Below are 22,596 nucleotides of genomic sequence, written 5' to 3' on the forward strand. Positions count from 1 at the left end.
CATATATGAAAAATCAGATATGAGGTATCGATATGAAAAAACTAGAAGTCTTTGATCCCGCATTATGTTGTAGCACAGGTGTTTGTGGCACCGATGTTGATCAAGCATTAGTTAATTTTGCTACTGATGTTGATTGGTTAAAAAAGCAAGGGGCGAATATTCGACGTTTCAATCTAGGGCAAGAGCCCATGGCATTTGTTAATAATTTAAAAGCAAAAGCATTTCTTGAAACCGCGGGTACAGAAGCCTTACCGCTTATTTTACTTAATGATGAAGTTGTTTTAACGGGTCGCTATCCCAAACGCAGTGAATTAGCAAGATGGTTTGGTATTAATTATACAAATGACAATAAACCCGATGTGAAAAAAAGTAGTTGTTGTGGAAACAATAGTGGTTGTTGTTAAAGGAGAAATATTGTGAAATTTATAGAAAATGCACCAAATTATCTTTTTTTTACGGGAAAAGGTGGTGTAGGTAAGACATCTATTTCATGTGCAACAGCGATTAAGCTAGCAAGGGGAGGAAAAAAAGTTTTATTGGTCAGCACAGATCCTGCTTCTAATGTTGGGCAAGTATTTTCACAAACTATTGGCAATAGTATTAAGCAAATTTCACTTGTACCCAATCTTTCAGCCATAGAAATAGACCCGCAAGTTGCGGCCAAAGAGTACCGAAATAAAATTATTGCTCCCATTAAAGGCAGTTTACCTGACGCCGTTATTCAAAGTATTACAGAGCAATTATCAGGCGCCTGTACTACGGAAATAGCCGCATTTGATGAATTTACAGGGCTACTAACTAATAAAGAAATCACGGGTAAATTCGATCATATTATTTTTGATACCGCCCCAACGGGTCATACAATAAGATTATTACAACTACCTGGCGCCTGGCGTGATTTTATTCGTGATAATCCCGATGGGGCATCTTGCCTTGGGCCTATGTCTGGATTAGAAAAACAGCGTGCGCAATACAGTCTGGCAGTTGATGCTCTGAGTGATAAACAGCTAACACGATTAATACTTGTTGCACGACCACAATCTGCTGCACTTCGTGAAGTTGCACGAACGTATACTGAACTATCTTCTCTTGGTGTTAAAAATCAGCAATTAGTGATTAATGGTGTTTTTCCTGAATCAGCCGTTTCTGTTGATGATGAATTGTCAAAAGCACTTTATCTTAGAGAGCAAGTTGCAATACAGAATATGCCCGAAATCCTTCAATCGTTACCAACAGATACACTTATGTTACGTGTACAAAATATGGTGGGAATTGAAGCGTTAGCTCAACTTTTGTCTAATCAAGGATCAGAATTACCCTTGGTTAAAAAATCTAATGCAGATTTGATGTTGCCGAAATTATCCTCTCTAGTTAAAGAAATTGCAGAACAGAAGCATGGCTTGATCATGTTAATGGGAAAAGGCGGCGTAGGAAAAACGACAATAGCAGCCTCAATAGCAGTCAAACTCGCAGAACAGGGGGCTGATGTTCATCTTACAACGTCCGATCCCGCAGCTCATCTCGAAAACACATTAAAGGGGAGTTTACCGAATTTACAGGTCAGTCGAATCGATCCGATAGCGGAAACAGAACGTTATCGTCATCATGTCCTCGAAACAAAAGGTAAAGATCTCGATGCTGAAGGGCGAGCATTATTAGAGGAAGATCTTCGCTCTCCATGTACTGAAGAAATAGCTGTTTTTCAGGCTTTTTCTCGGATAATCCGTGAAGCTAGTCATCGATTTGTGATTATGGATACGGCTCCGACTGGCCACACATTGCTCTTACTAGATGCCACCGGTGCTTACCATAAAGAAATTGCAAAAAAAATGGGGGAAAAAGGCCATTTTCTTACCCCTATGATGCAATTGCAGGATCCAACACGAACGAAAGTGATTATCACGACGTTAGCTGAAACAACTCCCGTTCTTGAAGCCGAAAACTTGCAAAATGATTTGATACGAGCAGGTATTTATCCGTGGGCATGGGTGATTAATAACAGTCTATCTACGACAAAAACAACGTCACCATTATTACTTTCTAGAGCTGAACAGGAAATACCACAGATTGAAAAAGTGGTTAACTCGCTTGCTAAACGAGTGGCCATTGTTCCACTACAGGAACAAGAACCGGTGGGTGTTTCAGCATTAAGCAGACTCGCGGATTAATTTTATTTCTAGCAGAAGGCGCTTTAAATTTGCTTTCTGATTGAGGTTTTTATGTTTATCGCCTTATTAATATTTATTTTGACAATCACTTTTGTTATTTGGCAACCCAAAGGATTGGGGATTGGTTGGAGTGCCACAATGGGTGCGTTAATCGCACTATTATTAGGTGTCATTAATCTCCAAGATATTCCTGTGGTTTGGAATATCGTCTGGAATGCAACCGCAACATTTGTTGCTGTTATCATCATTAGCCTTATTCTTGATGAAAGTGGTTTCTTTGAATGGGCTGCACTTCATGTTGCAAAATGGGGCGGTGGTAAAGGACGGCTTTTATTTAGCTATATCATCCTGCTCGGAGCATCTGTTGCAGCACTTTTTGCCAATGATGGTGCAGCACTGATTTTAACACCTATAGTCATTGCGATGTTGTTAGCGCTTGGATTTAGTAAAGGTACAACATTAGCCTTTGTTATGGCAGCAGGGTTTATTGCAGATACAGCAAGTTTGCCTTTAATTGTTTCTAATTTAGTCAATATTGTCTCAGCTGATTTTTTTGATATCGGATTTACAGAATATGCTTCTGTAATGATCCCTGTTGATATAGCGGCTATTATTGCAACGTTAATTATGTTGCATTGGTTTTTCCGCAAAGATATTCCTCAGCAATATGACACATCAAAATTAGCGATGCCTGCGACAGTAATTAAAGATGTGAAAACATTTAAAGCAGGCTGGTTGGTATTGCTTCTTTTATTACTTGGTTTTTTCATACTAGAACCTCTAGGTATACCAATTAGCGCTATTGCAGCAACAGGTGCAGTCATATTGTGGCTTATCGCGGCACAAGGAAAAACGATTAATACTCAAAAAGTTTTACGAGGAGCACCTTGGCAAATCGTGATTTTCTCTCTGGGTATGTACCTAGTCGTTTATGGTTTGCGCAATGCTGGTTTGACTCATTATCTATCAGAAATACTCAATGTGTTGGCAGAAAAAGGAATATGGGAAGCGACACTAGGTACGGGATTTATCACCGCATTTTTATCTTCAATTATGAACAATATGCCAACCGTTCTTGTTGGTGCCTTATCAATAGAAGGCAGTAATGCAACCGGTTTAATTAAAGAAGCGATGATTTATGCCAATGTTATTGGTGCAGATCTCGGCCCCAAAATTACCCCAATAGGAAGTTTGGCAACATTATTGTGGCTACATGTTCTATCACAAAAAAATATGACCATTACATGGGGCTATTACTTTAAGACCGGCATTATTATGACCATTCCTGTGCTAACAGTGACATTAGTTGCATTAGCTCTTAGGCTTACATTAATGAATTAGTGGTGACAATATGAATAATATTACAATCTATCACAATCCCCATTGTGGCACTTCGCGAAACACACTTGAAATGATAAGAAATAGTGGTGCAGAACCAACAATTATCTATTATCTCGATACGCCACCATCGAAACAGATCCTAAAGAAACTCATTAAGGATATGGGGATAACAGTTCAATCATTATTAAGAAAAAATGTTGAACCCTATGAAAAGCTCGGCCTTGGCGATATTAAGGTGACGGATGAACAGCTTATTGATTATATGTTGCAATATCCCATACTGATCAATAGACCTATTGTTGTCACTCCATTAGGAACTCGCCTATGTCGACCTTCTGAAATAGTATTAGATATTTTACCCGAAAAGCAAAAAGGGGCTTTTTCAAAAGAAGATGGGCAACAAGTTGTTAATGATAAAGGTGATAAGTTGGTATAAATTAACTTTTTTAGTTATATATTCCTCTCTATTTTAGCATAGAGTACATTATAAGGATCCTGCCTTTCAGCAAAGTTGAAATGTTCTTATTTATACCTGTATTATTGTAGATATATCGAATTATCTTCTGGAGAAACTCAATTGCTAACGGTTTGGGGTCGTAAAACATCATCTAACGTACAAGCTCTCATGTGGTGTATTGGAGAGTTAGGATTGCCTTATCAGAGATATGATATTGGGCATCGTTATGGTGGGACTGACACTGACGAATTTTATCGTTTGAATCCAAACCGTACTGTTCCTGTGTTACAAGATGGTTGTAATCCTCCATTATGGGAAACAGGGACAATATTGCGATATCTGGCTAATCAATATGGAACAGGGCATTTTTGGCCTAATAATCTACTGGCGAGAACAGAAGTTGACCGATGGATGGAATGGTCAAAGTTAAATATCGCTCTGGCATTTACAGCGCCTATCTTTTGGCGTGTTGCTCGTACGCCAAATGAATTGCAGGATGCAGAAGCAATTAGATTGGCTATTGACCAATTTGAAAATAACTTAATGATTGCTGAAGAGATACTCGCTATTAGAGATTATTTGGCGTGTGAACATTTTTCACTTGCAGATATCCAATTTGGACATGTTTTATATCGTTATTATGATATTGATATAAAGAGAAAATCACTACCACACATTGAAGCTTATTATAAACGAATTCTTAAGAGACCTGCATATCGTGAGCATGTCGCTATTTCGTATGATGAACTTCGGCCAGCAACAAAGTAACAGCCAAAATGTCATATCAGCGATATGTCTTATAATGAAGTCACTCAAATCAACTTTGCTGAAGTTGTGATATCTAAAAAGATATTATTAAAACTCTTTGTGAATGAAGAAAAAGCATTGGCGAATAAGCCTTAAGTTAAGAATGAATCAACATAATCGATCAGCCTAAAACAGAGATTTCAGTGTCTATCAGTATTTAGATACCAAAGTTCGCATAATGTATATTATGTTAAATTGAATAGGTAACGTATTATATGTCCTACCTGTTTTTGTTATTTCTGAAAATTGGTTTTACCCCGCCTATTTTTCTTCTTTTCTTTTTACATTAAAATATTGAGTCAACGCTTTATAACCTTTCTTGCTGATCGTGACTTCTCTATATCCTTGATGTCGTATTAACCATGCCTGCGCTTCTGCATAATTAAGAAAAGTGGCACCAATTTGTCCTCCTAAATGAAAACGGCGTTCACTCCAATCTAAACATGGACAGCAAATATTGCGTGCATGTTTTGTATGTAACTCAATACCTATATTTTTAAATTGTTCAACACCTAGCGCAGTAATAGCATGCCCATCTTCTGTTATCCATTTTTGCCGACAAAGCGAATCATAAATATCAACAGCGATTTCACCCGCTAAATGATTGTAACAAGTTCGTGCTTTTCTTAGATTTTTTGGGGTTGTGATTTTCGCCTGTGAAATATGATTAGGTGAAAAATACATAAGATTTTCAATGATTTTTGCAATTTCATCGTTAGCTAATCGGAAATAACGATATTTTCCTTGAGATATTACAGAAATCAGGCCTCTACTTAGTAACTTGGATAAATGACTACTGGTTGTAGAAGCAGAAATATCAGCCGCAATACCCAATTCAGTGGCTGTCCACGCCCTTCCATCCATCAATGCGCAGAGTATTTTGACTCTGGAAATATCAGATATTGCAGCCCCTACGGTAGCTATTGCTGACTCTACTGAGTGCTGATATTCCGATTTTATTTCTGATTTAGTCATTTGATATTTCAACTCTTTGATAGCGTATTATTGGAGTAATAACATTATTGTAGCAAGGATATGCGTCTATTTAATGACGGGCTTCTGTGTTAAATGAATATTCTCGAGTAAGGGAAACAATACTAATTTTGTAGAAATCAAAAATAGACTCACGACCCTCTTTTTGTGCACTTTTATGTGAAATATTTATCTTCCATTGTAAAATGGCCTCTTCAGTTTCCCACCAAGAAAGTGATAATAATTTCCCTTCTGTCGATAAGCTTTGAAAGCGCTCTATCGAAATGAATCCTTCAACATCCATTAGTAATGCTTTTAAATCAGCAGCTAAAGATAAATAACGTGCCTGTTTTCCGGGTTTAATTTTCACTTCAAATATTACGGCAATCATTTGTGCTCTCCTTTATTTAGTGAGAATAAGTATATTCAAAAAAAAGAACCACATTTCGATAACTGTTGAAATGAATACTAAAAAGTTACCTTATTTGTCAGTTTTGCGTGCTTTGGCTTTAAACAGTAATGTTATGCAACAATGACAGAGAATGGAGGTAGCGCTAAGTGAAATTTTTACACACCTTATTCTTATTTCCGGTGGCTTGCTGAGTATGATTTTGACTTATAAAAGAACAAATTGATAACGGTATTAGACTGTAAACGGTTTTTTGTTCATTTTTTTTGTTCCCTTAAAGCAAATGTTTTAAATAGTAATGAAATGAACTTAAGCTACAATTTAATAAGCCCACTAAAATAAAAATAAAAACTTACTTGCTTATTTTTTAATTTGTTTAAAAAAGAAATAGTTATCTGTATTGCTGATAAAGCACGGTACGCTCACGCCTTTTATTTAACAAAAGGATTGATTCTTTTTAAATAGGAAATCAAAAATCATGAATAAAACTTTCGCGTCTGAAATATTTATCAATGGTGAGATCCATACTCTTGATAGAGAAAAGCCTATCGCTCAAGCGATAGCTGTCCATCAAGGTAAATTTCTTTTTATTGGTTCAAATGATGAAGCGTTGCAGTTTCAAAATACAGAAACAAAAATCATTGATCTAAAAAACCATATTATTATTCCTGGGCTTAATGATTCACATCTTCATCTTATCCGCGGTGGATTAAACTATAACCTTGAATTACGTTGGGAAGGTGTACCTTCTCTTTCTATTGCTCTTGATATGCTAAAGTCACAAGCACAAGTGACACCGTCACCACAGTGGGTGCGTGTTGTTGGTGGTTGGAGTGAATTTCAATTTGCAGAGCGCCGTATGCCAACGCTGGATGAAATTAATGCGGTTTCTCCAGATACACCGGTTTTTGTCTTACACCTCTATGATAGCGCATTGCTTAACAAAGCCGCATTGCGTGCGATTGGTTATACCAAAGAGACACCTAATCCACCAGGGGGAGAAATTCAGCGTGATGAACATGGTAACCCGACTGGATTATTAATAGCAAAACCCAACGCTATGTTGCTCTATTCTGCATTAGCAAAAGGCCCTAAATTACCCCTTGAATATCAAGTCAATTCAACTCGTCAATTTATGAGAGAATTGAATCGTCTTGGTGTGACGAGTGCAATTGATGCCGGAGGTGGTTTTCAAAATTACCCTGAAGATTATCAAGTCGTAGATGAGTTAGCTAAGAACAACCAATTAACTATTCGTATTGCTTATAATTTATTTACTCAAAGACCCAAACAAGAGTTTGAAGATTTTCAACAATGGACATCAATGGTATCACCTGGCGATGGCAGTGATTTCTACCGTCATAACGGTGCAGGTGAAATGTTAGTTTTTTCTGCCGCCGACTTTGAGGACTTCTTACAACCAAGGCCTGACCTTCCTGAAAATATGGAAACGGAATTAGAAAAAGTGATCCGTCATTTAGTTGAGCATCGCTGGCCATTTCGTTTGCATGCTACGTATAACGAATCCATTAGTCGCATGTTAGATGTCTTTGAAAAAGTGAATAAAGAGATCCCTTTTGATGGATTACATTGGTTTTTCGATCACGCCGAAACCATCAGTGAAAAAAATATTGAACGCGTTAAAGCACTTGGCGGTGGATTAGCTATTCAGCATCGGATGGCGTTTCAAGGTGAATATTTTGCACAACGTTATGGCACAAAAGCACTGAAACAAACACCGCCTGTTGCCAAAATGCTAAATGCAGAAGTACCTGTTGGATTAGGTACGGATGCAACTCGTGTTGCTAGCTATAATCCGTGGACAGCGCTTTATTGGTTAGTGTCAGGGCGTACCGTCGGGGGTATGCAAATGTATGACAGTGATAATCGTTTAGACAGAGATACTGCGCTTATGTTATGGACAATGGGAAGTTCGTGGTTTTCTAATGAACAAGGTAAAAAGGGGCAAATTAAAGCAGGTCAGCTTGCCGATTTTATCGCCCTTTCAGCGGATTATTTTCGAGTACCTGAAAATGAGATCAAAGCGATTGAATCACTTTTAACGGTAGTGGATGGTAAGATTGTGTATGCCAATGGCGCATTCTCATCATTAACGCCCCCTTCTATTCCTGTATTACCCGATTGGTCTCCAGTGATCAAAGTCCCAGGGCATTACTCTTATTTACAACAAGAAACAAAAACGGCGGTGTTAAATCAGTTACATCAATGTTGTGGGGCTTGCCATGTTCATGGGCATCAACATGATATTGCTCGCCAATCATCCATTCCTATTTCAGATGATAATGCATTTTGGGGCGCTTTAGGCTGTTCTTGCTTTGCATTCTAATTTTTATGATAACGAGGGTCGGTAATGATTTACTGACCATCTCAAACAAAGAGAGATAAGACAATGGCAACGCAACGTACCTCTGCATGGTCACCCTTACGTAATCGTGTTTTCTTCATATTATGGATAGCAACGCTATTTTCTAATATTGGTACTTGGATGAATGATGTGGGCGCTGGTTGGTTGATGACAAACCTAAGCCCCGATCCCGTTATGATTGCGGCTATTCAAGCCATGACAACATTACCTGTTTTCTTATTGGCGCTTCCAGCAGGTGCAATTGCTGATATTTTTGATAAACGAAAATTACTTATTTTTGTCAATATATTGATGCTTTGCGCGGCTTCATTATTGGCAGTTCTGGTCTATTTCGATGTTATTAGCATTGGCTGGTTATTATTCATTACCTTTGTTTTAGGTTCTGGAGCGGCATTTTTAGGCCCAGCATGGCAAGCGATTGTGCCGAGTATTGTTGCACCAAATGAATTAAAATCGGGTATTGCCTTAAATAGTATGGGAATTAATATTAGCCGTGCAATAGGCCCCGCACTTGCTGGTATTTTAATTTCTCAAGTGGGTCTTTATTTACCGTTTTTACTTAATGCCCTAAGCTTTATTGCTATTATTCTTGCTGTATGGTGGTGGGACGGTGAGCAAAAAGAAGAAGGTAAACTCCCTGCTGAGTCTGTTGTTGCGGCGATGATTTCCGGTTTACGCTATGCGCGTTATAGTCCCGCACTGATTAAAACGATTATAAGAGCCACCAGCTTCTTTATTTTTGCCAGTGCTTATTGGGCAATGTTACCGCTAGTAGCACGGGTATCATTACACGGGGATGCCACATTATACGGTTTATTAACTACCAGCATTGGTATTGGTGCAGTGGGGGGCGCATTTAGTTTATCAACATTACGTGAAAAACTAAGTACTAGTACATTAATCGCTATTGGTACAATGGGGACTGCGTTGGTGTTATTTATTTTTGCCAGTGCGACTTCAAGATATCTTGCTATTTTCGCCAGTATGCTTGCAGGATTTAGTTGGATAATCACCCTTTCTACATTAATGGTTTCAGCACAAACGGCATTGCCTAATTGGGTACGAGCTAGAGGCCTTGCACTCTATTTAACAGTATTTTCTGGTTCAATGGCATTAGGCTCTCTTGTTTGGGGGCAAATTGCCTCACATACCTCTGTGACAGTAGCCTTATTGTGTGCAACCGTCGGGATTATTTTAGTTTGGTTGTGTGTTTTACGTGTAAAATTAGAACATGACAACATTAACTTACAGCACTCAGAACATTTTACTCTTGATAATGAACTTATTGAAATTACAACGGATAAAGGCCCTGTATTAATTACTGTAAATTATCAAATTGATGCAACTCATCGCGAACAATTTCTCAATTTAATGAATCAACTAAAAACAGTTCGGCTAAGAGATGGGGGTTACTCATGGGGACTTTTTGTTTCATCTGATGCCATTATGGAAAAAGACACTCAGACTTATATGGAAACCTTTATGGTAGCCTCGTGGGCTGAACATCTTCGTCAACATGATCGTGCGACAATGGATGATAAACAGTTGCAACAACAATTAGATAAAATAATTAGTAATAAAAAAGCGACACACTCTTTTTCTGCTTTTTCGCGTTCGCGCAAAAAGTAATTAACCTTTTACCAAGTCATTAAAGCCTATCGAATAGATTAGCTTAATGGCTTGGTTTAATAAGCTAATTATTGATACTCCCACGACTTTCTTGTACTCTGCACCGCTTCTTATCTTGAAATTTTAATAAAACAACATATTTGAGAAAATCATGACAGGACATATTTCTAAAGATCCGCTACATGGTGTCACACTTGAGATGCAGGTCAATGCGCTGGTGGCCAAATATGGCTGGACTAAATTAGGTCAACTGATCAAGATCAACTGCTTTAGAAGTGATCCTAGTGTGAAATCAAGTTTAAAGTTTTTGCGTAGAACTCCTTGGGCACGTGCTGAAGTAGAGGCGCTCTATCTTGATTCTCTTGAAGAAGATCTTGATGATGTGATTGAAGTTATCGATCACTCTGATTGTGATCCTTGGGCAAATAGCCGTCGAAAGTAACACTCAATGAATCAATAAAATAGTGCTGATAGTATCATTATCACTCATCCCTAAACTCTTTGGGTGTCATCCCTAATTCTTTTTTAAAGATAGAGTAAAAATATTGTAATGATGGGTAGCCACACATTACTGAAATTTCTTGGATTGCAAGTGTTGTGGTAGTTAATAAATTTTGAGCACGTTTGAGTTTTTCTTCATAAATAACGGTGTGAATTGTCTTACCAATCTCTTTTTTAAAGCGTTGCTCTAAATTAGAACGCGACATATTAACAGCATCTAATACTTGCTCTGTTTTTATCCCTTTGCAGGCATTGTAATAAATATAATGCATGGCTTGGACCACGGTAGGATCGTTAAAAGAATGAAAATCAGTTGAGCGACGCTCAACAATTTTAACGGGAGGAACTAATATTCTTTGTTGTTTCTCTGTTACATGCCCTTCTAGAGTTTGATGTAACAGCTTCGCGGCTAAATACCCCATTTGCCGTGAGCCTTGTACGACAGAAGACAAGGCAATACGGGACAAATAACGTGTCATATCTTCATCATCAATGCCGATAATGCTGATTTCTTCAGGTACATTAATAGTTAAATTATCGCAGACTTGCAGTAAATGACGTGCTCGTGCATCGGTAACAGCAATAATCCCTGTTTGTGGTGGCAATGTTTGTATCCAATCAGATAAACGATTTTGTGCATGTTGCCAATTTTCTTGTGTAATATCCATGCCATTATAAACAATACCCGGATATTTTTCTCTAGTGACTAATTGGCGAAAAGCGTGTTCTCTCTCATTAGACCAATGAGGGTGATCTTTCGCGGGTAAACCATAAAAAGCAAAATGCTTAAGCCCTTTTTGTTTTAGATGCAAAAAAGCCTGCTGAACTAAGGCATAATTATCTGTAGCGATATAAGGCACTGGGGGATAGTTTTCTTCTTGATGATAAGAGCCCCCTACACCAATTACCGCTAACGATGATTGGCTTAAATGTTTCGCAATAATCGGATCGTCAAAATCCGCAATAATGCCATCACAAACCCAATGGCTTATATTATCAAGTCGAGTACGGAAATCTTCCTCAATAAATACATCCCAATGGCACTGTGATGCTTGAAGATATTCCCCAACACCCTCAACCACTTGGCGGTCATACACTTTATTAGCGTTGAATAACAGCACAATACGAAAGTATTTATCTTTTTTCATTTTACTCTACCTGATCACCTAGCCACGCATTAAACCACAGCTTTAATTTTGCTCGAACTTACTTTTATCGCTATGTGATTACTATCACACAAGCCAAATTTCGTAATAGCAAAGTAAAAAATAGGAATAACCAATGTTAATTACAACGCGTATTTTGTTTTTAAACATGATTGCCGAGGAGATTTTTCATGTATCAGAATAACTTTAATAAATTAATTTCTAGGCAAAATACCTATAGCGCGAAATGGTGTAATAGTAATGAGAACGTTATTCCATTATCTGTTGCAGATATGGATATTCCAGCACCTGATTTTATTATTAATGAATTAACTCAGTTTAATCTTAAAGGGATTTATGGCTATACCGACATTAGCTGTAATTGGAATGAGGTGGCTATAAATTGGTTTAAAACGCAATACCAGTGGACTGTTGCTCCCGAATCTATTGTTTTTTGTCCTCGTGTTATTCAGGCCGTTTCGCTTTATATTCAAAATTTCACACACCTTGGTGATAAAATCACAACCTTATCACCTGCTTACCATCCTATTAGTCATACCGTTTGTGTAAATCACCGCGATCTATTAGAAAGTCCATTAATTTATCGTGATGGCTATTATGAAATTGATTTTGACGATCTAGAAAATAAATTTAAACAGTCTGTTTGTTTTATTTTGCTATCACCGCATAACCCAACAGGAACAGTATGGCAACAAGCTGATTTAATAAAAATAGCGAAATTCGCACAAAAATATCACGTTTTTATTATTTCTGATGATGTACATGCAGATTTTGTCTTTGACGATGCTATCTATCACCCTATTTCGTCCTTAAACACCTATGTAGAACAGCACTCTTTTATTTGCACGTCCCCAGCTAAAACCTTCAATTTAGCGGGACTTGAGATAGCAAATATTGTGATTGCTAACCCTGAATATCGTGAAAAATTTAAACAGTGCTTGATTGCCGTAGGTATTCATAATCCAGGGTATTTTTCTGTTCCCGCTTTTTTACAAGCTTATACCTTACAAGGCCAACAATGGCTTAGTGAATTAAAAACGTACCTTGCTGATAATCGACGTTGGGTAAAAGAACAATGTGAACGCCACTTTCCCAATTGGGTTATCACACAAAGTCATGGCACTTACATGCTATGGATTAATTACCAAAAAATGCAGTTAACTGAAGAACAACTAAAACATTGGTTTGTTTCATTAGCCGAAGTAGAAATGAGTTGGGGGCGCGGTTTTGGTGCGGTTGGGGATGGTTTTTTCCGCATTAATATCGCGACGCCTCGTTCAATATTAGAAACCGTTTTCACTCGGCTTATTCGTACCTTACCTCACGCCAGTTTGGAATAAATTACAATGAAAACGCAAACGATAAACAGCCCGAGAACGCCTACACTTATTGAATCGCTCTTTCCTATTCTCACGATGGTGGTGTTATTAGGAGGCGGTTATGCCGCTTTTGATTTACCCCCAGAACCATTGATGGTGCTTTCGACCGTTGTGGCTGCACTGTTAGTAAAACGGTTGGGGTTTCGCTATGACGAGATCTTAACCGCTATCTCACAAAAGATTGCTAAAACCATGCCAGCCTTGCTGATTTTAATCAGTGTAGGTCTATTAATTGGTACATGGATGATTGGTGGTACTATTCCACTGATGATCTATTACGGCTTAAAAATGATCAGCCCAGAAATGCTGTATGTTACGGCATTATTGGTCACATCATTGGTGTCGGTCTGTACGGGAACTTCATGGGGTTCTGCTGGAACCATTGGGGTCGCTTTTATGGGTGTTGCTGTGGGCATGGAAGCAAATCTTGCTGCCACAGCCGGTGCTGTAGTTGCTGGGGCTTATTTTGGTGACAAGCTTTCACCATTATCAGGTGATACCAACCTTGCCGCAATGGCAGCGAGGATTGACCTTTATCAACATATTTGGCACTTACTTTACACCACTCTGCCTTCGCTGATTTTAACGGCGATTGTGATGACAGTTTATGGCATGAATGGCGATTTAGCGGGTCAAGGTGTGCCAGAAAAAGTGACATTAATTACAAATGGTCTTGAGAATGTTTATAACTTCAATTTTATTCTTCTCATTCCAGTATTAGTCATTTTATATGGTTCAGTCACGAAAAAACCCACTATCCCAGTGATGTTAGCTTCTGCCGCTATCGCAATGCTTAACGCTTATCTTATTCAAGGTTTTGGTTTACATGACATCGTAAAAAGTGCGGTTGATGGCTTTAATGTCTCGATGATACAAGGTAAAGAAGTCCCTGAATTATTGGGTAATTTACTAAATCGCGGTGGCATGAACTCCATGATGAGCACCTTGCTTATCTGTTTCTGTGCCCTCTCTTTTGCTGGTACTTTATCGTTAAGTGGCGCATTAGAAGTGATTGTCCATGCATTGTTAAAAATGGTGCACTCAACAGGTTCAATGATTTTAGCCACTATTGCTTGCGGACTAACCATGATTGGTGTGACTTGTAACGGACAAATCTCCATTCTTATTCCTATCGAAATGTTACGTGGTGCCTACATTGAACGCGGCTTACATCCTAAAAATCTGGCGCGTACTGTAGAAGACTCCGCCACTATCTTTGAACCTATTTTACCGTGGACTGCCGCAGGCGCTTATATGGCGGGTACGTTAGGTGTTGCCACCTTAAGTTACTTACCTTGGGCTGTATTGTGCTGGAGTGGCATCTTCTTTGCCATGCTGTGGGGTTTTACGGGCTTTGGTATTGCCAAATTAACACCAGAAGAGCAGGAAGAAATGACTGCTGAGCTTGGATCACATTCAGAATTACAACTTGATACTAAATAAGGACGGTTCCATGTCTTACTTTGATAAAATTGAACAAATTCAATATGAAGGCACAACAAGCGATAACCCATTAGCGTTTCGTTACTATAACCCTGATGAGATTATTTTGGGTAAACGAATGGAAGATCACCTCAGATTTGCCGCTTGTTATTGGCATAACTTCTGCTGGAATGGTTCTGATATGTTTGGTATCGGGACGTTTGATAGACCATGGCAAATACCCGGTGAAGCTTTAGAACAAGCTAAGCGTAAAGCCGATATTGCCTTTGAGTTCTTTCATAAGCTAAATGTTCCTTTCTATTGTTTTCATGATGTCGATGTGATTTCTGAAGGAAATAGCATCAATGAATATATTTCTAACATGGCGGCGATCACCGATGTATTAACGAAAAAACAAGAAGAAACCAACGTTAAGTTATTATGGGGAACCGCAAATTGCTTCACTCACCCTCGTTATGGCGCCGGTGCGGCAACGAACCCTGATCCTGATGTCTTTGCATGGGCCGCAACACAAGTGTGTGAAGCGATGAAAGCGACAAAAGCACTGGGGGGAGAAAACTATGTATTATGGGGCGGACGTGAAGGTTATGAAACCCTGTTAAATACCGATTTACGCCAAGAAAGAGAACAATTGGGTCGCTTTATGCAGATGGTGGTCGAGCATAAACACAAAATTGGTTTCCAAGGCACATTGCTGATTGAGCCAAAACCTCAAGAGCCAACGAAACATCAGTATGATTATGACACTGCAACCGTTTATGGCTTCTTAAAACAGTTTGGTCTTGAAAAAGAAGTGAAAGTAAATATTGAAGCGAATCACGCGACATTAGCGGGACACAGCTTCCATCATGAAATTGCTACTGCGATTGCGTTGGGGATTTTAGGCTCTGTTGATGCTAACCGTGGTGATCCTCAATTAGGTTGGGATACAGACCAATTTCCTAACAGCGTTGAAGAAAATGCATTAGTGATGTATGAAATTCTGAAATCAGGAGGCTTTACAACAGGTGGATTAAACTTTGATGCTAAAGTTCGTCGTCAAAGCAACGATAAATATGATCTCTTCTATGGACATATCTCAGGAATGGATACGATGGCAATGGCATTGCGCATTGCAGCAAGAATGATCCAAGATGGTGGCCTTGATAAATTCACGGCACAGCGCTATTCAGGCTGGAGCGCCGAATTTGGCCAAAATATCCTACAAGGTAAATTAAGTCTTGAGGATGTGGCGAAATACGCACAAAGCAACACATTAGCGCCACAATTACAAAGTGGGCGTCAAGAAATGTTAGAAAGCTTAGTGAATCGCTATATTTTTGGGTAATTGCTCAATGGCTATAACACAGCGGATTTTCCGCTGTGTTTATATATCAAATAAACATCATGAGGTAACTTCATGTATTTAGGGTTAGATTTAGGCACATCGAGTGTTAAAGCGATCATCATGAATGAAAAAGGTGACGTTGTCACCACTCACTCAGTTCCTTTAGCAATATCACGCCCTCACCCTCAATGGTCAGAACAAGATCCCCTGCAATGGTGGGATGCTACAGAAGAAGCCATTATTGACCTCGGACGTCGTTTTCCGATGGAACACATAGAAGCGATTGGGTTAAGTGGGCAAATGCATGGTGCCGTTTTACTTGATGATCAACAAGCAGTTTTGCGCCCTGCTATTTTATGGAATGATGGCCGTAGTTTTCAGCAATGCCAGACACTTGAAGTACAATATCCTCAGTTTAAAAAAATCACCGGTAATTTAGTCATGCCAGGGTTTACAGCGCCTAAACTACAATGGGTTGCTGAAAACGAACCTGAAATTTTTCAACGTATTGCACATGTTTTATTACCTAAAGATTTTTTGCGCTGGAAGATGACCGGTAATTTTGCCAGTGACATGTCAGATTCAGCAGGTACGCTTTGGTTAGACATGCAAAAACGTGATTGGAGTGATGAACTTTTAGGCGCAACCGGATTAACGCGCCGTCAGATGCCAACCTTATTTGAAGGTAATCAAATCACCGGTTATCTGTTAGCTGATGTGGCTAAAAAATGGCATATGAAGCAGGTGCCTATTATTGCTGGTGGCGGAGACAATGCCGCAGGAGCCATTGGTGTTGGGGTTTATCAACCCGGCCAAGCGATACTCTCTTTAGGTACATCAGGTGTTTATTTTGTGGTTAGCGAAAAGTTTCTTCAAAATAGTGATAATGCGGTACATAGTTTTTGTCATGCTTTACCTAATACTTGGCACTTAATGTCGGTGATGTTGAGTGCAGCATCCTGCCTTGATTGGGTATGCAAAGTAACAGGTATTGAAAGCGTAAGTGCGATGTTTGAAGAAGTTGAACACGCGACTTTTGTTGATAGCCCTCTACTCTTTTTGCCTTATCTTTCCGGTGAACGGACACCTTATAACAACCCAAATGCGAAAGGTGTATTTTGGGGATTAACCCATGAACATCAACGTGTCGACTTATGCCAGGCTGTTCTTGAAGGTGTGAGTTTTGCCTTACGACAAGGGATTGAAGTCGCTGATAATGCTGGACAATTAGCCAATAACATTACCTTAATTGGCGGTGGTGCCAGAAGTGAATATTGGCGACAATTGCTTGCAGATATTACAGGAAAAACCCTTGATTATCGTCAAGATGGTAATGTTGGCCCTGCGCTTGGTGCTGCAAGACTAGCACAATTAGCGGTAAATCCCGTACATTCATCACGGGTTATTCTTTCTCAGCCTAAGCTTGAAAAACGCCATACACCCAATTTAGAAAGACATAAAGCATACGAAAAAAAATATCATGCTTTTAAAAAGTTATATGCATTAATTGATACAATGGAAATACAATAGGAAAACTGGTATTGATTATTAGTGATGTATTACTTGCACCATTAGACGCTTTATTAGGTGTTGTTGTTCAGAGTACTCGGAATTTATGGCTTAGCCCTGATAAATATACCAGGGCTAATTAAAAGATTAACGGTATCCGCTACGATGATTTTGGGCAGACCAACTGTAGGTTTCATCACTTGGGGTTCGTTTTTGTTTCTTTTTGAGGGTTTGTGCTTTTTTGGTGGCTTTTTCAACTTCGAGGGAGATTTCGGTAATAATGGAATCTTTGACTTTATTCATTTCGGCATTAGTTAATTCTCGCCCTAATTTTTTTCTTTCTTGACCTATTCGGGTTCTTACTCGCATTTGTTGGGCATCTGTCATTTCTTGGAGTGTCAGTTTCTTCATGCTATTACCCTACCTATGTTGAGTGAGGAGTCTTTAATATAACATCATTAAAGTGCCTCACCATCACTATATTTTAAATTCTTATTACATTGAAAATGCATTACGCCGAAATAAACGCGTAATGCATAATGATAAGTTGAAATGAGAGAGTTAAGCTAATTGGAGAAATGCGCTTTTAAAACTATCAATATCTTGCTGTGTTGTTGCCCAAGAAGTACAAAGGCGTAAACAACTCAAGTTAGGTTCTTCAAGTAAAACACTATGGAAAACAAACTGTTGAGTTAATTTTTCTGCAATAGTATTAGGTAGAATAACAAATATTTGGTTAGATTCTGGAGGGGCTAAAAAATCAAAACCTTGTGCGGTGAAGAATTCCGTTAATTGCGATGCCATGTCATTAATATGTTTGCCTAATTTAAAATAGAGATCATCATTAAATAATGCTTCAAACTGGGCACCTAATAACCAGCCTTTAGCTTGCAATCCCCCTTTTTGTTTCAAGCTAAAACGAAAATCAGCTTTCAATGTCGGATGACAAATGACTAGGGTTTCCGCTGACATTGCACCAATTTTTGTGCCACCAATATAAAAGGCGTCTGTTAAGTTTGCGATATCTTCAATAGTGAGATCGCTTAGTGCAGACATAAGCCCTGCGGCTAAACGAGCACCATCAAGGTACAACCACAAGTTATGCTCATTACAGAAATTACGCAGTGCTTGTAGTTCTGCTTTGCGATAAACCGTACCAATTTCGGTAGCATTTGTAATATAGACAAGCTTGGGTTGTACCCAATGTTCATCGTTATGTTCAGCAAGAATGGGTTTTAATAATGCAGGCGTTAATTTACCATCCGCCGAAAATGTGGTGATAACTTTATGCCCAGTTGCCTCAATCGCGCCTGTTTCATGTGTAGCGATATGTCCAGTACTGACAGAGATAACAGCTTGGTGTGGACGTAAAAAATGAGAAATAGCCGTTAAGTTGGTGATAGTACCGCCATTAAAGAAGTGAATATCAGCCTCGTTTTGTGTAATACGCTGTTTTATTAATTTAGCGGCCTGATGACAAAGTGTATCCATACCATAACCATCATAGCGTTGCCCCACTGTATCCGTGATTGCCTTCATGACCGCAGGATGTGCAATTTCATTATAATCATTTTGGAAGCGGTACATGTTTTCTCCTATTAAATGTTGTGTTTTTTATTGTGCTTGATAAAGAAAAAGCGCTCTACATCTAATCAATACGTTGATTCAATGTAAAGCGCTTTAATATATTGAAAAATTAAGGCATTTAAAACGGATTATTTACGGCTTATTATTTAAAACAAACTTCGCCCCAACGAGCTAATCCTGCAGTAACGGAACCAAAATCATTCCCTTTCACAATAGGAATATTAGGTAGTTGCTGTTCTATCGCCTGAGATAAAATAGGTGAACGCGCGGACCCTCCAGTCATAAAAATAACATCAGGTTTTACACCACTTTGACGAACAGCGTCATTTACTAATTCAATCATTTTACTTTTTGGTGACTCAATAGATCCAACCATTTGTTCTCGCGCAATAGTGCACTCTAATGTTTCGCTTAATAAGGTGATATTAGCAATATATTCAGGAGAATCTGATAAGGCAATTTTAGCTTCTTCGGCACGTCTAACGATACTATACCCCAATGTCTCATTATACACTTCGATTAGGCGGGCTATTTTCTCAGGATCTTTAGCATCTCGTCTTAGCTGATTTAATGCGGCTAGGTTTTGACGAGAATAAAAATCTTTTTGTGCTTCTACATTATTAATCGCAATAGGATCCCAGAACTGTTTCAGCGGTAATTTAATACCTGAAGAAGTTAATCCGGTCATACCAAATAAAGGCATAAGTTGTTTAAATGCAAGGTAAATATCAAGATCATTACCACCAACACGTTGCCCGCTATGAGCAAGTAAGGTGTTTGAACGATCCGTTTTACCTTGATAGCTAGGGCCCATCTGAATTAATGAACAGTCCGTTGTACCACCGCCAATATCAACTACTAATACCGTTTGGTCTTTAGTTAACGTTGATTCATATTCAAGCCCTGCAGCCACGGGTTCAAATTCAAACATAATATTCTTAAAGCCCGCGCGTTTTGCTGCTCGAATAAGGATACTTTCTGCTTGTTTATTTGACGCTTCACCACCTAACCCATTAAAGTTAATCGGTTTGCCAATAACAGTATCTGTAATCGCTTCTTGTGTGCTTTTTTCTGCTTGATGTTTAATATTGGCCATCATGGCGCAAACTAAATCTTCAAAGAAGCTAATTTGTATATCATGCAGGCCCGAAGCCCCTAAAAAAGATTTAGGTGATTTAACGTAATAGACATCACGAGGATCACGCAGATATAAACTCAATGCAGATTGTCCAAAAAGAATATCTTCAGGGACTAATTCAATATCCTCTTCTCGATTAAATGCAATCGATTTTCTGAGTAATTGTTCGCCAATCTCACTGGAAGGTTTAATATTTAAATGGCGAAATAAGTGCTCAGAAACAGATTCACGGGTTGGCGCACAAAGGGTTGAAGGAATATAGACATCATTACCTTCTAAAGGCAAAAGAATCGGTTTTCCCTCTTTCATGATTGCAACAGAACAATTTGATGTTCCGTAATCAAAGCCTATAAACATTCAACCTCCCCAATAGACTTCATTAAAAAAAAGACTGAGCACTCTACCTCAAGACTTTTGCAATTACCACCAGATTATAAAGTCAAAAAGAGTGTCAATGAGACAAGTAATTTAGTGTATGGGGGGCTTAACTGTTATTGGCACGATAACTACCTTTAGGAATATGGCTATATTTTTTACCTCTTTGATAAAAAATCCACTCTAAGCCAGCTTGATATAAAGTTGTACATCAAGCTCTGGGTACTTTTGCATAAATAAAGGCATTATTTTAATAGGTATTTTATTGATTGCTGGTGGTGTATTAATAAAATTTACTAAGCAATTTAAATAAAAATAAAGGGAGGTTTATCCACCACCCCTTTTCTATTTTTGACTAATAAAGTTATTACTGAAATTGGATATAAAGTAATTTTTATCACAACTCATCGTTATTGTTAGGTTGGGTTTTAATCCCCCTAAATAGCAGTCAACCGAGTCGGTAAATAAATGGAATAAACATCCTACTGCAATGGCTTTTAATTTCCATGAGGGTAAAAACCATATACCCAAATAAACCAAAGCGGCCCAACCCGTGTGTAATGGATGAAATCCAACGCTACAACGATTGGGATCAAAAATAGGTGTTGCTAGCAAATGGTCAATATCAATGGCCATTGTTCCGATCATAAGCAGTGAGGCTATCTTCCAATCCTTACGCCAGAAAAAATAACCTAATAAAATGGGTGCCAGAAAATGTAAGCTGTAGTGTAAAATTGTTCTACTGATTTCAAATATCACAAAATCTCCGATTCTCTAAAAATATTTGTCATTTAATTACCAAATAGTTGTTGTCTTTTTTATTTGAACTAAATTTAAAGGAGTTGTTTATTTAAGGAATTTATAATGAAACGCAATAAAATATTGGTTGGTCTGTTATCCTCATTACTCGCTGTTTCTATGGCAAGTGAAGCCTGCTCTAGTTTGGCGATACTCGATAAAAATAACAATGTTTATCAAGGTAGGACACTTGAACTGACCGCTGATTTACCTTCATGGGTCACCTATTATCCTAAAAATACACAATTCACAAAGAAAGCTCCTAATGGTGAAGATAGTCTAAGTTATAGCAATAAATATGACATATTAGCCGTTACAACAGATATCTTTTTTGATGGCGATGATCATAACTTATTACAAGGTTTAAATAGTGCAGGTTTATCATTTAGTGCAAATATGATAACAGACGCTGAATTATCACCTCTTGATAAAAAGGATTATGATAAAGCTATTCCTGTGACTTCGCTAGGTGAATGGGCATTAGCTAATTTCTCAACGGTCGAAGAAGTACAAAAAGCAGTTGAATCAGGTTATTTTTGGGCTCCTGTATTAAAAAACTTTGGTAACTTAAAATCCCCTTTTCACTATGCTTTTTATGATAAAAAAGGAGGCAGCATTGTTATTGAAGCCACAAACGGTAAATTACATGTTTATCAAAATCCAACCCGTGTAATGACAAATGGCCCAGACTTTCCTTGGCACTTAACTAACCTTAACAATTATAGTCAATTAACGAATATCGATAAATCTTCAGGAAAACTTGCAAATATCAATGTAGTACAGCCTGATAGTGGTATTGCAACATCTCAATTACCCTCATCAGATACGTCTGTCGGTCGTTTTATTCGTGCCGCTTATTTTTCAACCTACGCACCTAAAGCGGGATCTACATCAGAAGCGATGAATACCCTAGCGCACATTATGAATCGTTTTGATAGAACGAAAAATATCACGGCTGATGTTATGGGAGAAAGTCAAAGCACTAGTAGCCAGCTACAAACAGAATACACTGTTTGGACTACGCTATCTGATTTAACGAATGGTGTGATGAAAATAAGAGGCTATAACAATATAAATTATACCGAGTATTCTCTTTCACAATTTAAAGATATGAATAAACCTGTTTTTGAACAGATTAACTTGAATAAATAATCTTTTATCGTTGTATTAGAGGTTGGCGAATTATTAATACCGCCTCTAATAC

Annotated in this window: 20 protein-coding genes; 13 read left to right on the forward strand and 7 right to left on the reverse strand. The window is 38.3% G+C overall.

The genetic code is table 11. From position 1 onward, the window contains the following. Positions 1-32 precede the first annotated feature (32 nt). The 5 genes from arsD (at position 33) to GWI97_RS11705 (ending at position 4,734) form a co-directional block, all read left to right on the forward strand. On the forward strand, positions 33-404 hold the full coding sequence (gene arsD / locus GWI97_RS11685) for an arsenite efflux transporter metallochaperone ArsD (RefSeq protein WP_087802462.1): 372 nt from the start codon (positions 33-35) through the stop codon (positions 402-404). Positions 405-416: 12 nt separating this feature from the next. Then, a complete protein-coding gene (gene arsA, locus GWI97_RS11690; RefSeq protein WP_087802459.1) occupies positions 417-2,168 on the forward strand; it encodes an arsenical pump-driving ATPase in 1,752 nt (583 codons plus the stop codon). Positions 2,169-2,219: 51 nt separating this feature from the next. Then, a complete protein-coding gene (locus GWI97_RS11695) occupies positions 2,220-3,509 on the forward strand; it encodes an arsenic transporter (protein WP_036936989.1) in 1,290 nt (429 codons plus the stop codon). Between the two features lie 10 nt (positions 3,510-3,519). After that, positions 3,520-3,945, forward strand: coding sequence for a glutaredoxin-dependent arsenate reductase (gene arsC, locus GWI97_RS11700; RefSeq protein ID WP_036936988.1), 426 nt, complete (start codon positions 3,520-3,522; stop codon positions 3,943-3,945). Positions 3,946-4,086: 141 nt separating this feature from the next. After that, entirely contained in the window at positions 4,087-4,734 is a 648-nt protein-coding gene (locus GWI97_RS11705) for a glutathione S-transferase family protein (RefSeq protein ID WP_036936986.1), read from the forward strand. A gap of 300 nt (positions 4,735-5,034) precedes the next feature. Here GWI97_RS11705 and GWI97_RS11710 read toward each other — a convergent pair whose 3' ends face one another. Together GWI97_RS11710 and GWI97_RS11715 are read right to left on the reverse strand one after the other, a co-directional pair. Further along, positions 5,035-5,748 carry an ArsR/SmtB family transcription factor gene (locus GWI97_RS11710; RefSeq protein ID WP_036936984.1) on the reverse strand — a complete coding sequence of 238 codons (714 nt, stop codon included), beginning with the start codon at positions 5,746-5,748 and terminating at the stop codon, positions 5,035-5,037. Positions 5,749-5,818: 70 nt separating this feature from the next. Next, on the reverse strand, positions 5,819-6,136 hold the full coding sequence (locus GWI97_RS11715) for an antibiotic biosynthesis monooxygenase family protein (protein WP_036936982.1): 318 nt from the start codon (positions 6,134-6,136) through the stop codon (positions 5,819-5,821). A gap of 496 nt (positions 6,137-6,632) precedes the next feature. Here GWI97_RS11715 and GWI97_RS11720 point away from each other — a divergent pair, with 496 nt between their 5' ends. From GWI97_RS11720 to GWI97_RS11730, 3 genes are all read left to right on the forward strand, one after another. Further along, the gene (locus GWI97_RS11720; protein ID WP_087802456.1) at positions 6,633-8,501 is read left to right on the forward strand and encodes an amidohydrolase; all 1,869 of its coding nucleotides are present in this window, start codon (positions 6,633-6,635) and stop codon (positions 8,499-8,501) included. Between the two features lie 63 nt (positions 8,502-8,564). Next, a complete protein-coding gene (locus tag GWI97_RS11725) occupies positions 8,565-10,169 on the forward strand; it encodes an MFS transporter (RefSeq protein WP_161751996.1) in 1,605 nt (534 codons plus the stop codon). 151 nt (positions 10,170-10,320) lie between these two features. Continuing rightward, complete coding sequence (locus GWI97_RS11730; RefSeq protein ID WP_036936975.1) at positions 10,321-10,611, forward strand: VF530 family DNA-binding protein; 291 nt, start codon at positions 10,321-10,323, stop codon at positions 10,609-10,611. A gap of 40 nt (positions 10,612-10,651) precedes the next feature. Here the strand turns inward: GWI97_RS11730 and GWI97_RS11735 are convergent, their stop codons facing one another. After that, positions 10,652-11,818 carry a XylR family transcriptional regulator gene (locus tag GWI97_RS11735; RefSeq protein ID WP_036936973.1) on the reverse strand — a complete coding sequence of 389 codons (1,167 nt, stop codon included), beginning with the start codon at positions 11,816-11,818 and terminating at the stop codon, positions 10,652-10,654. Between the two features lie 188 nt (positions 11,819-12,006). Here GWI97_RS11735 and GWI97_RS11740 point away from each other — a divergent pair, with 188 nt between their 5' ends. From GWI97_RS11740 to xylB, 4 genes are all read left to right on the forward strand, one after another. Next, a complete protein-coding gene (locus GWI97_RS11740; protein WP_161751997.1) occupies positions 12,007-13,176 on the forward strand; it encodes a MalY/PatB family protein in 1,170 nt (389 codons plus the stop codon). Between the two features lie 6 nt (positions 13,177-13,182). Then, entirely contained in the window at positions 13,183-14,658 is a 1,476-nt protein-coding gene (nhaC, locus tag GWI97_RS11745; RefSeq protein ID WP_036936967.1) for a Na+/H+ antiporter NhaC, read from the forward strand. Between the two features lie 10 nt (positions 14,659-14,668). Next, positions 14,669-15,985 carry a xylose isomerase gene (xylA, locus tag GWI97_RS11750; protein WP_036936964.1) on the forward strand — a complete coding sequence of 439 codons (1,317 nt, stop codon included), beginning with the start codon at positions 14,669-14,671 and terminating at the stop codon, positions 15,983-15,985. Positions 15,986-16,057: 72 nt separating this feature from the next. Beyond that, on the forward strand, positions 16,058-17,515 hold the full coding sequence (gene xylB / locus GWI97_RS11755) for a xylulokinase (protein ID WP_036936961.1): 1,458 nt from the start codon (positions 16,058-16,060) through the stop codon (positions 17,513-17,515). Positions 17,516-17,641: 126 nt separating this feature from the next. Here xylB and GWI97_RS11760 read toward each other — a convergent pair whose 3' ends face one another. The 4 genes from GWI97_RS11760 to GWI97_RS11775 all read right to left on the reverse strand — a co-directional run bounded on the left by GWI97_RS11760 (position 17,642) and on the right by GWI97_RS11775 (position 21,353). Continuing rightward, complete coding sequence (locus GWI97_RS11760) at positions 17,642-17,905, reverse strand: DUF3811 domain-containing protein (RefSeq protein ID WP_036936959.1); 264 nt, start codon at positions 17,903-17,905, stop codon at positions 17,642-17,644. Between the two features lie 150 nt (positions 17,906-18,055). Continuing rightward, complete coding sequence (locus GWI97_RS11765; RefSeq protein WP_161751998.1) at positions 18,056-19,081, reverse strand: threonine aldolase family protein; 1,026 nt, start codon at positions 19,079-19,081, stop codon at positions 18,056-18,058. A 142-nt stretch (positions 19,082-19,223) separates the two neighbouring features. Further along, complete coding sequence (gene yegD, locus GWI97_RS11770; protein WP_036936953.1) at positions 19,224-20,576, reverse strand: molecular chaperone; 1,353 nt, start codon at positions 20,574-20,576, stop codon at positions 19,224-19,226. 363 nt (positions 20,577-20,939) lie between these two features. Next, complete coding sequence (locus tag GWI97_RS11775) at positions 20,940-21,353, reverse strand: DUF6122 family protein (RefSeq protein ID WP_036936949.1); 414 nt, start codon at positions 21,351-21,353, stop codon at positions 20,940-20,942. Positions 21,354-21,455: 102 nt separating this feature from the next. Here GWI97_RS11775 and GWI97_RS11780 point away from each other — a divergent pair, with 102 nt between their 5' ends. Next, entirely contained in the window at positions 21,456-22,544 is a 1,089-nt protein-coding gene (locus GWI97_RS11780; protein WP_036936946.1) for a linear amide C-N hydrolase, read from the forward strand. The last annotated feature ends 52 nt before the right edge of the window (positions 22,545-22,596 follow it).

Origin of the sequence: Proteus sp. G2300, assembly GCF_009915965.1 — a bacterium.
Taxonomy (GTDB): Bacteria; Pseudomonadota; Gammaproteobacteria; order Enterobacterales; family Enterobacteriaceae; genus Proteus; species Proteus vulgaris.

What these genes read in the sequence shown, in the direction of transcription:
- arsD (WP_087802462.1), top strand. Translation starts at nt 33, where the DNA reads ATGAAAAAACTAGAAGTCTTTGATCCCGCATTATGTTGTAGCACAGGT.
- GWI97_RS11695 (WP_036936989.1), top strand. Translation starts at nt 2,220, where the DNA reads ATGTTTATCGCCTTATTAATATTTATTTTGACAATCACTTTTGTTATT.
- arsC (WP_036936988.1), top strand. Translation starts at nt 3,520, where the DNA reads ATGAATAATATTACAATCTATCACAATCCCCATTGTGGCACTTCGCGA.
- GWI97_RS11710 (WP_036936984.1), bottom strand. Translation starts at nt 5,748, where the DNA reads ATGACTAAATCAGAAATAAAATCGGAATATCAGCACTCAGTAGAGTCA.
- GWI97_RS11715 (WP_036936982.1), bottom strand. Translation starts at nt 6,136, where the DNA reads ATGATTGCCGTAATATTTGAAGTGAAAATTAAACCCGGAAAACAGGCA.
- GWI97_RS11720 (WP_087802456.1), top strand. Translation starts at nt 6,633, where the DNA reads ATGAATAAAACTTTCGCGTCTGAAATATTTATCAATGGTGAGATCCAT.
- GWI97_RS11725 (WP_161751996.1), top strand. Translation starts at nt 8,565, where the DNA reads ATGGCAACGCAACGTACCTCTGCATGGTCACCCTTACGTAATCGTGTT.
- GWI97_RS11730 (WP_036936975.1), top strand. Translation starts at nt 10,321, where the DNA reads ATGACAGGACATATTTCTAAAGATCCGCTACATGGTGTCACACTTGAG.
- GWI97_RS11735 (WP_036936973.1), bottom strand. Translation starts at nt 11,818, where the DNA reads ATGAAAAAAGATAAATACTTTCGTATTGTGCTGTTATTCAACGCTAAT.
- GWI97_RS11740 (WP_161751997.1), top strand. Translation starts at nt 12,007, where the DNA reads ATGTATCAGAATAACTTTAATAAATTAATTTCTAGGCAAAATACCTAT.
- nhaC (WP_036936967.1), top strand. Translation starts at nt 13,183, where the DNA reads ATGAAAACGCAAACGATAAACAGCCCGAGAACGCCTACACTTATTGAA.
- xylA (WP_036936964.1), top strand. Translation starts at nt 14,669, where the DNA reads ATGTCTTACTTTGATAAAATTGAACAAATTCAATATGAAGGCACAACA.
- xylB (WP_036936961.1), top strand. Translation starts at nt 16,058, where the DNA reads ATGTATTTAGGGTTAGATTTAGGCACATCGAGTGTTAAAGCGATCATC.
- GWI97_RS11760 (WP_036936959.1), bottom strand. Translation starts at nt 17,905, where the DNA reads ATGAAGAAACTGACACTCCAAGAAATGACAGATGCCCAACAAATGCGA.
- GWI97_RS11765 (WP_161751998.1), bottom strand. Translation starts at nt 19,081, where the DNA reads ATGTACCGCTTCCAAAATGATTATAATGAAATTGCACATCCTGCGGTC.
- yegD (WP_036936953.1), bottom strand. Translation starts at nt 20,576, where the DNA reads ATGTTTATAGGCTTTGATTACGGAACATCAAATTGTTCTGTTGCAATC.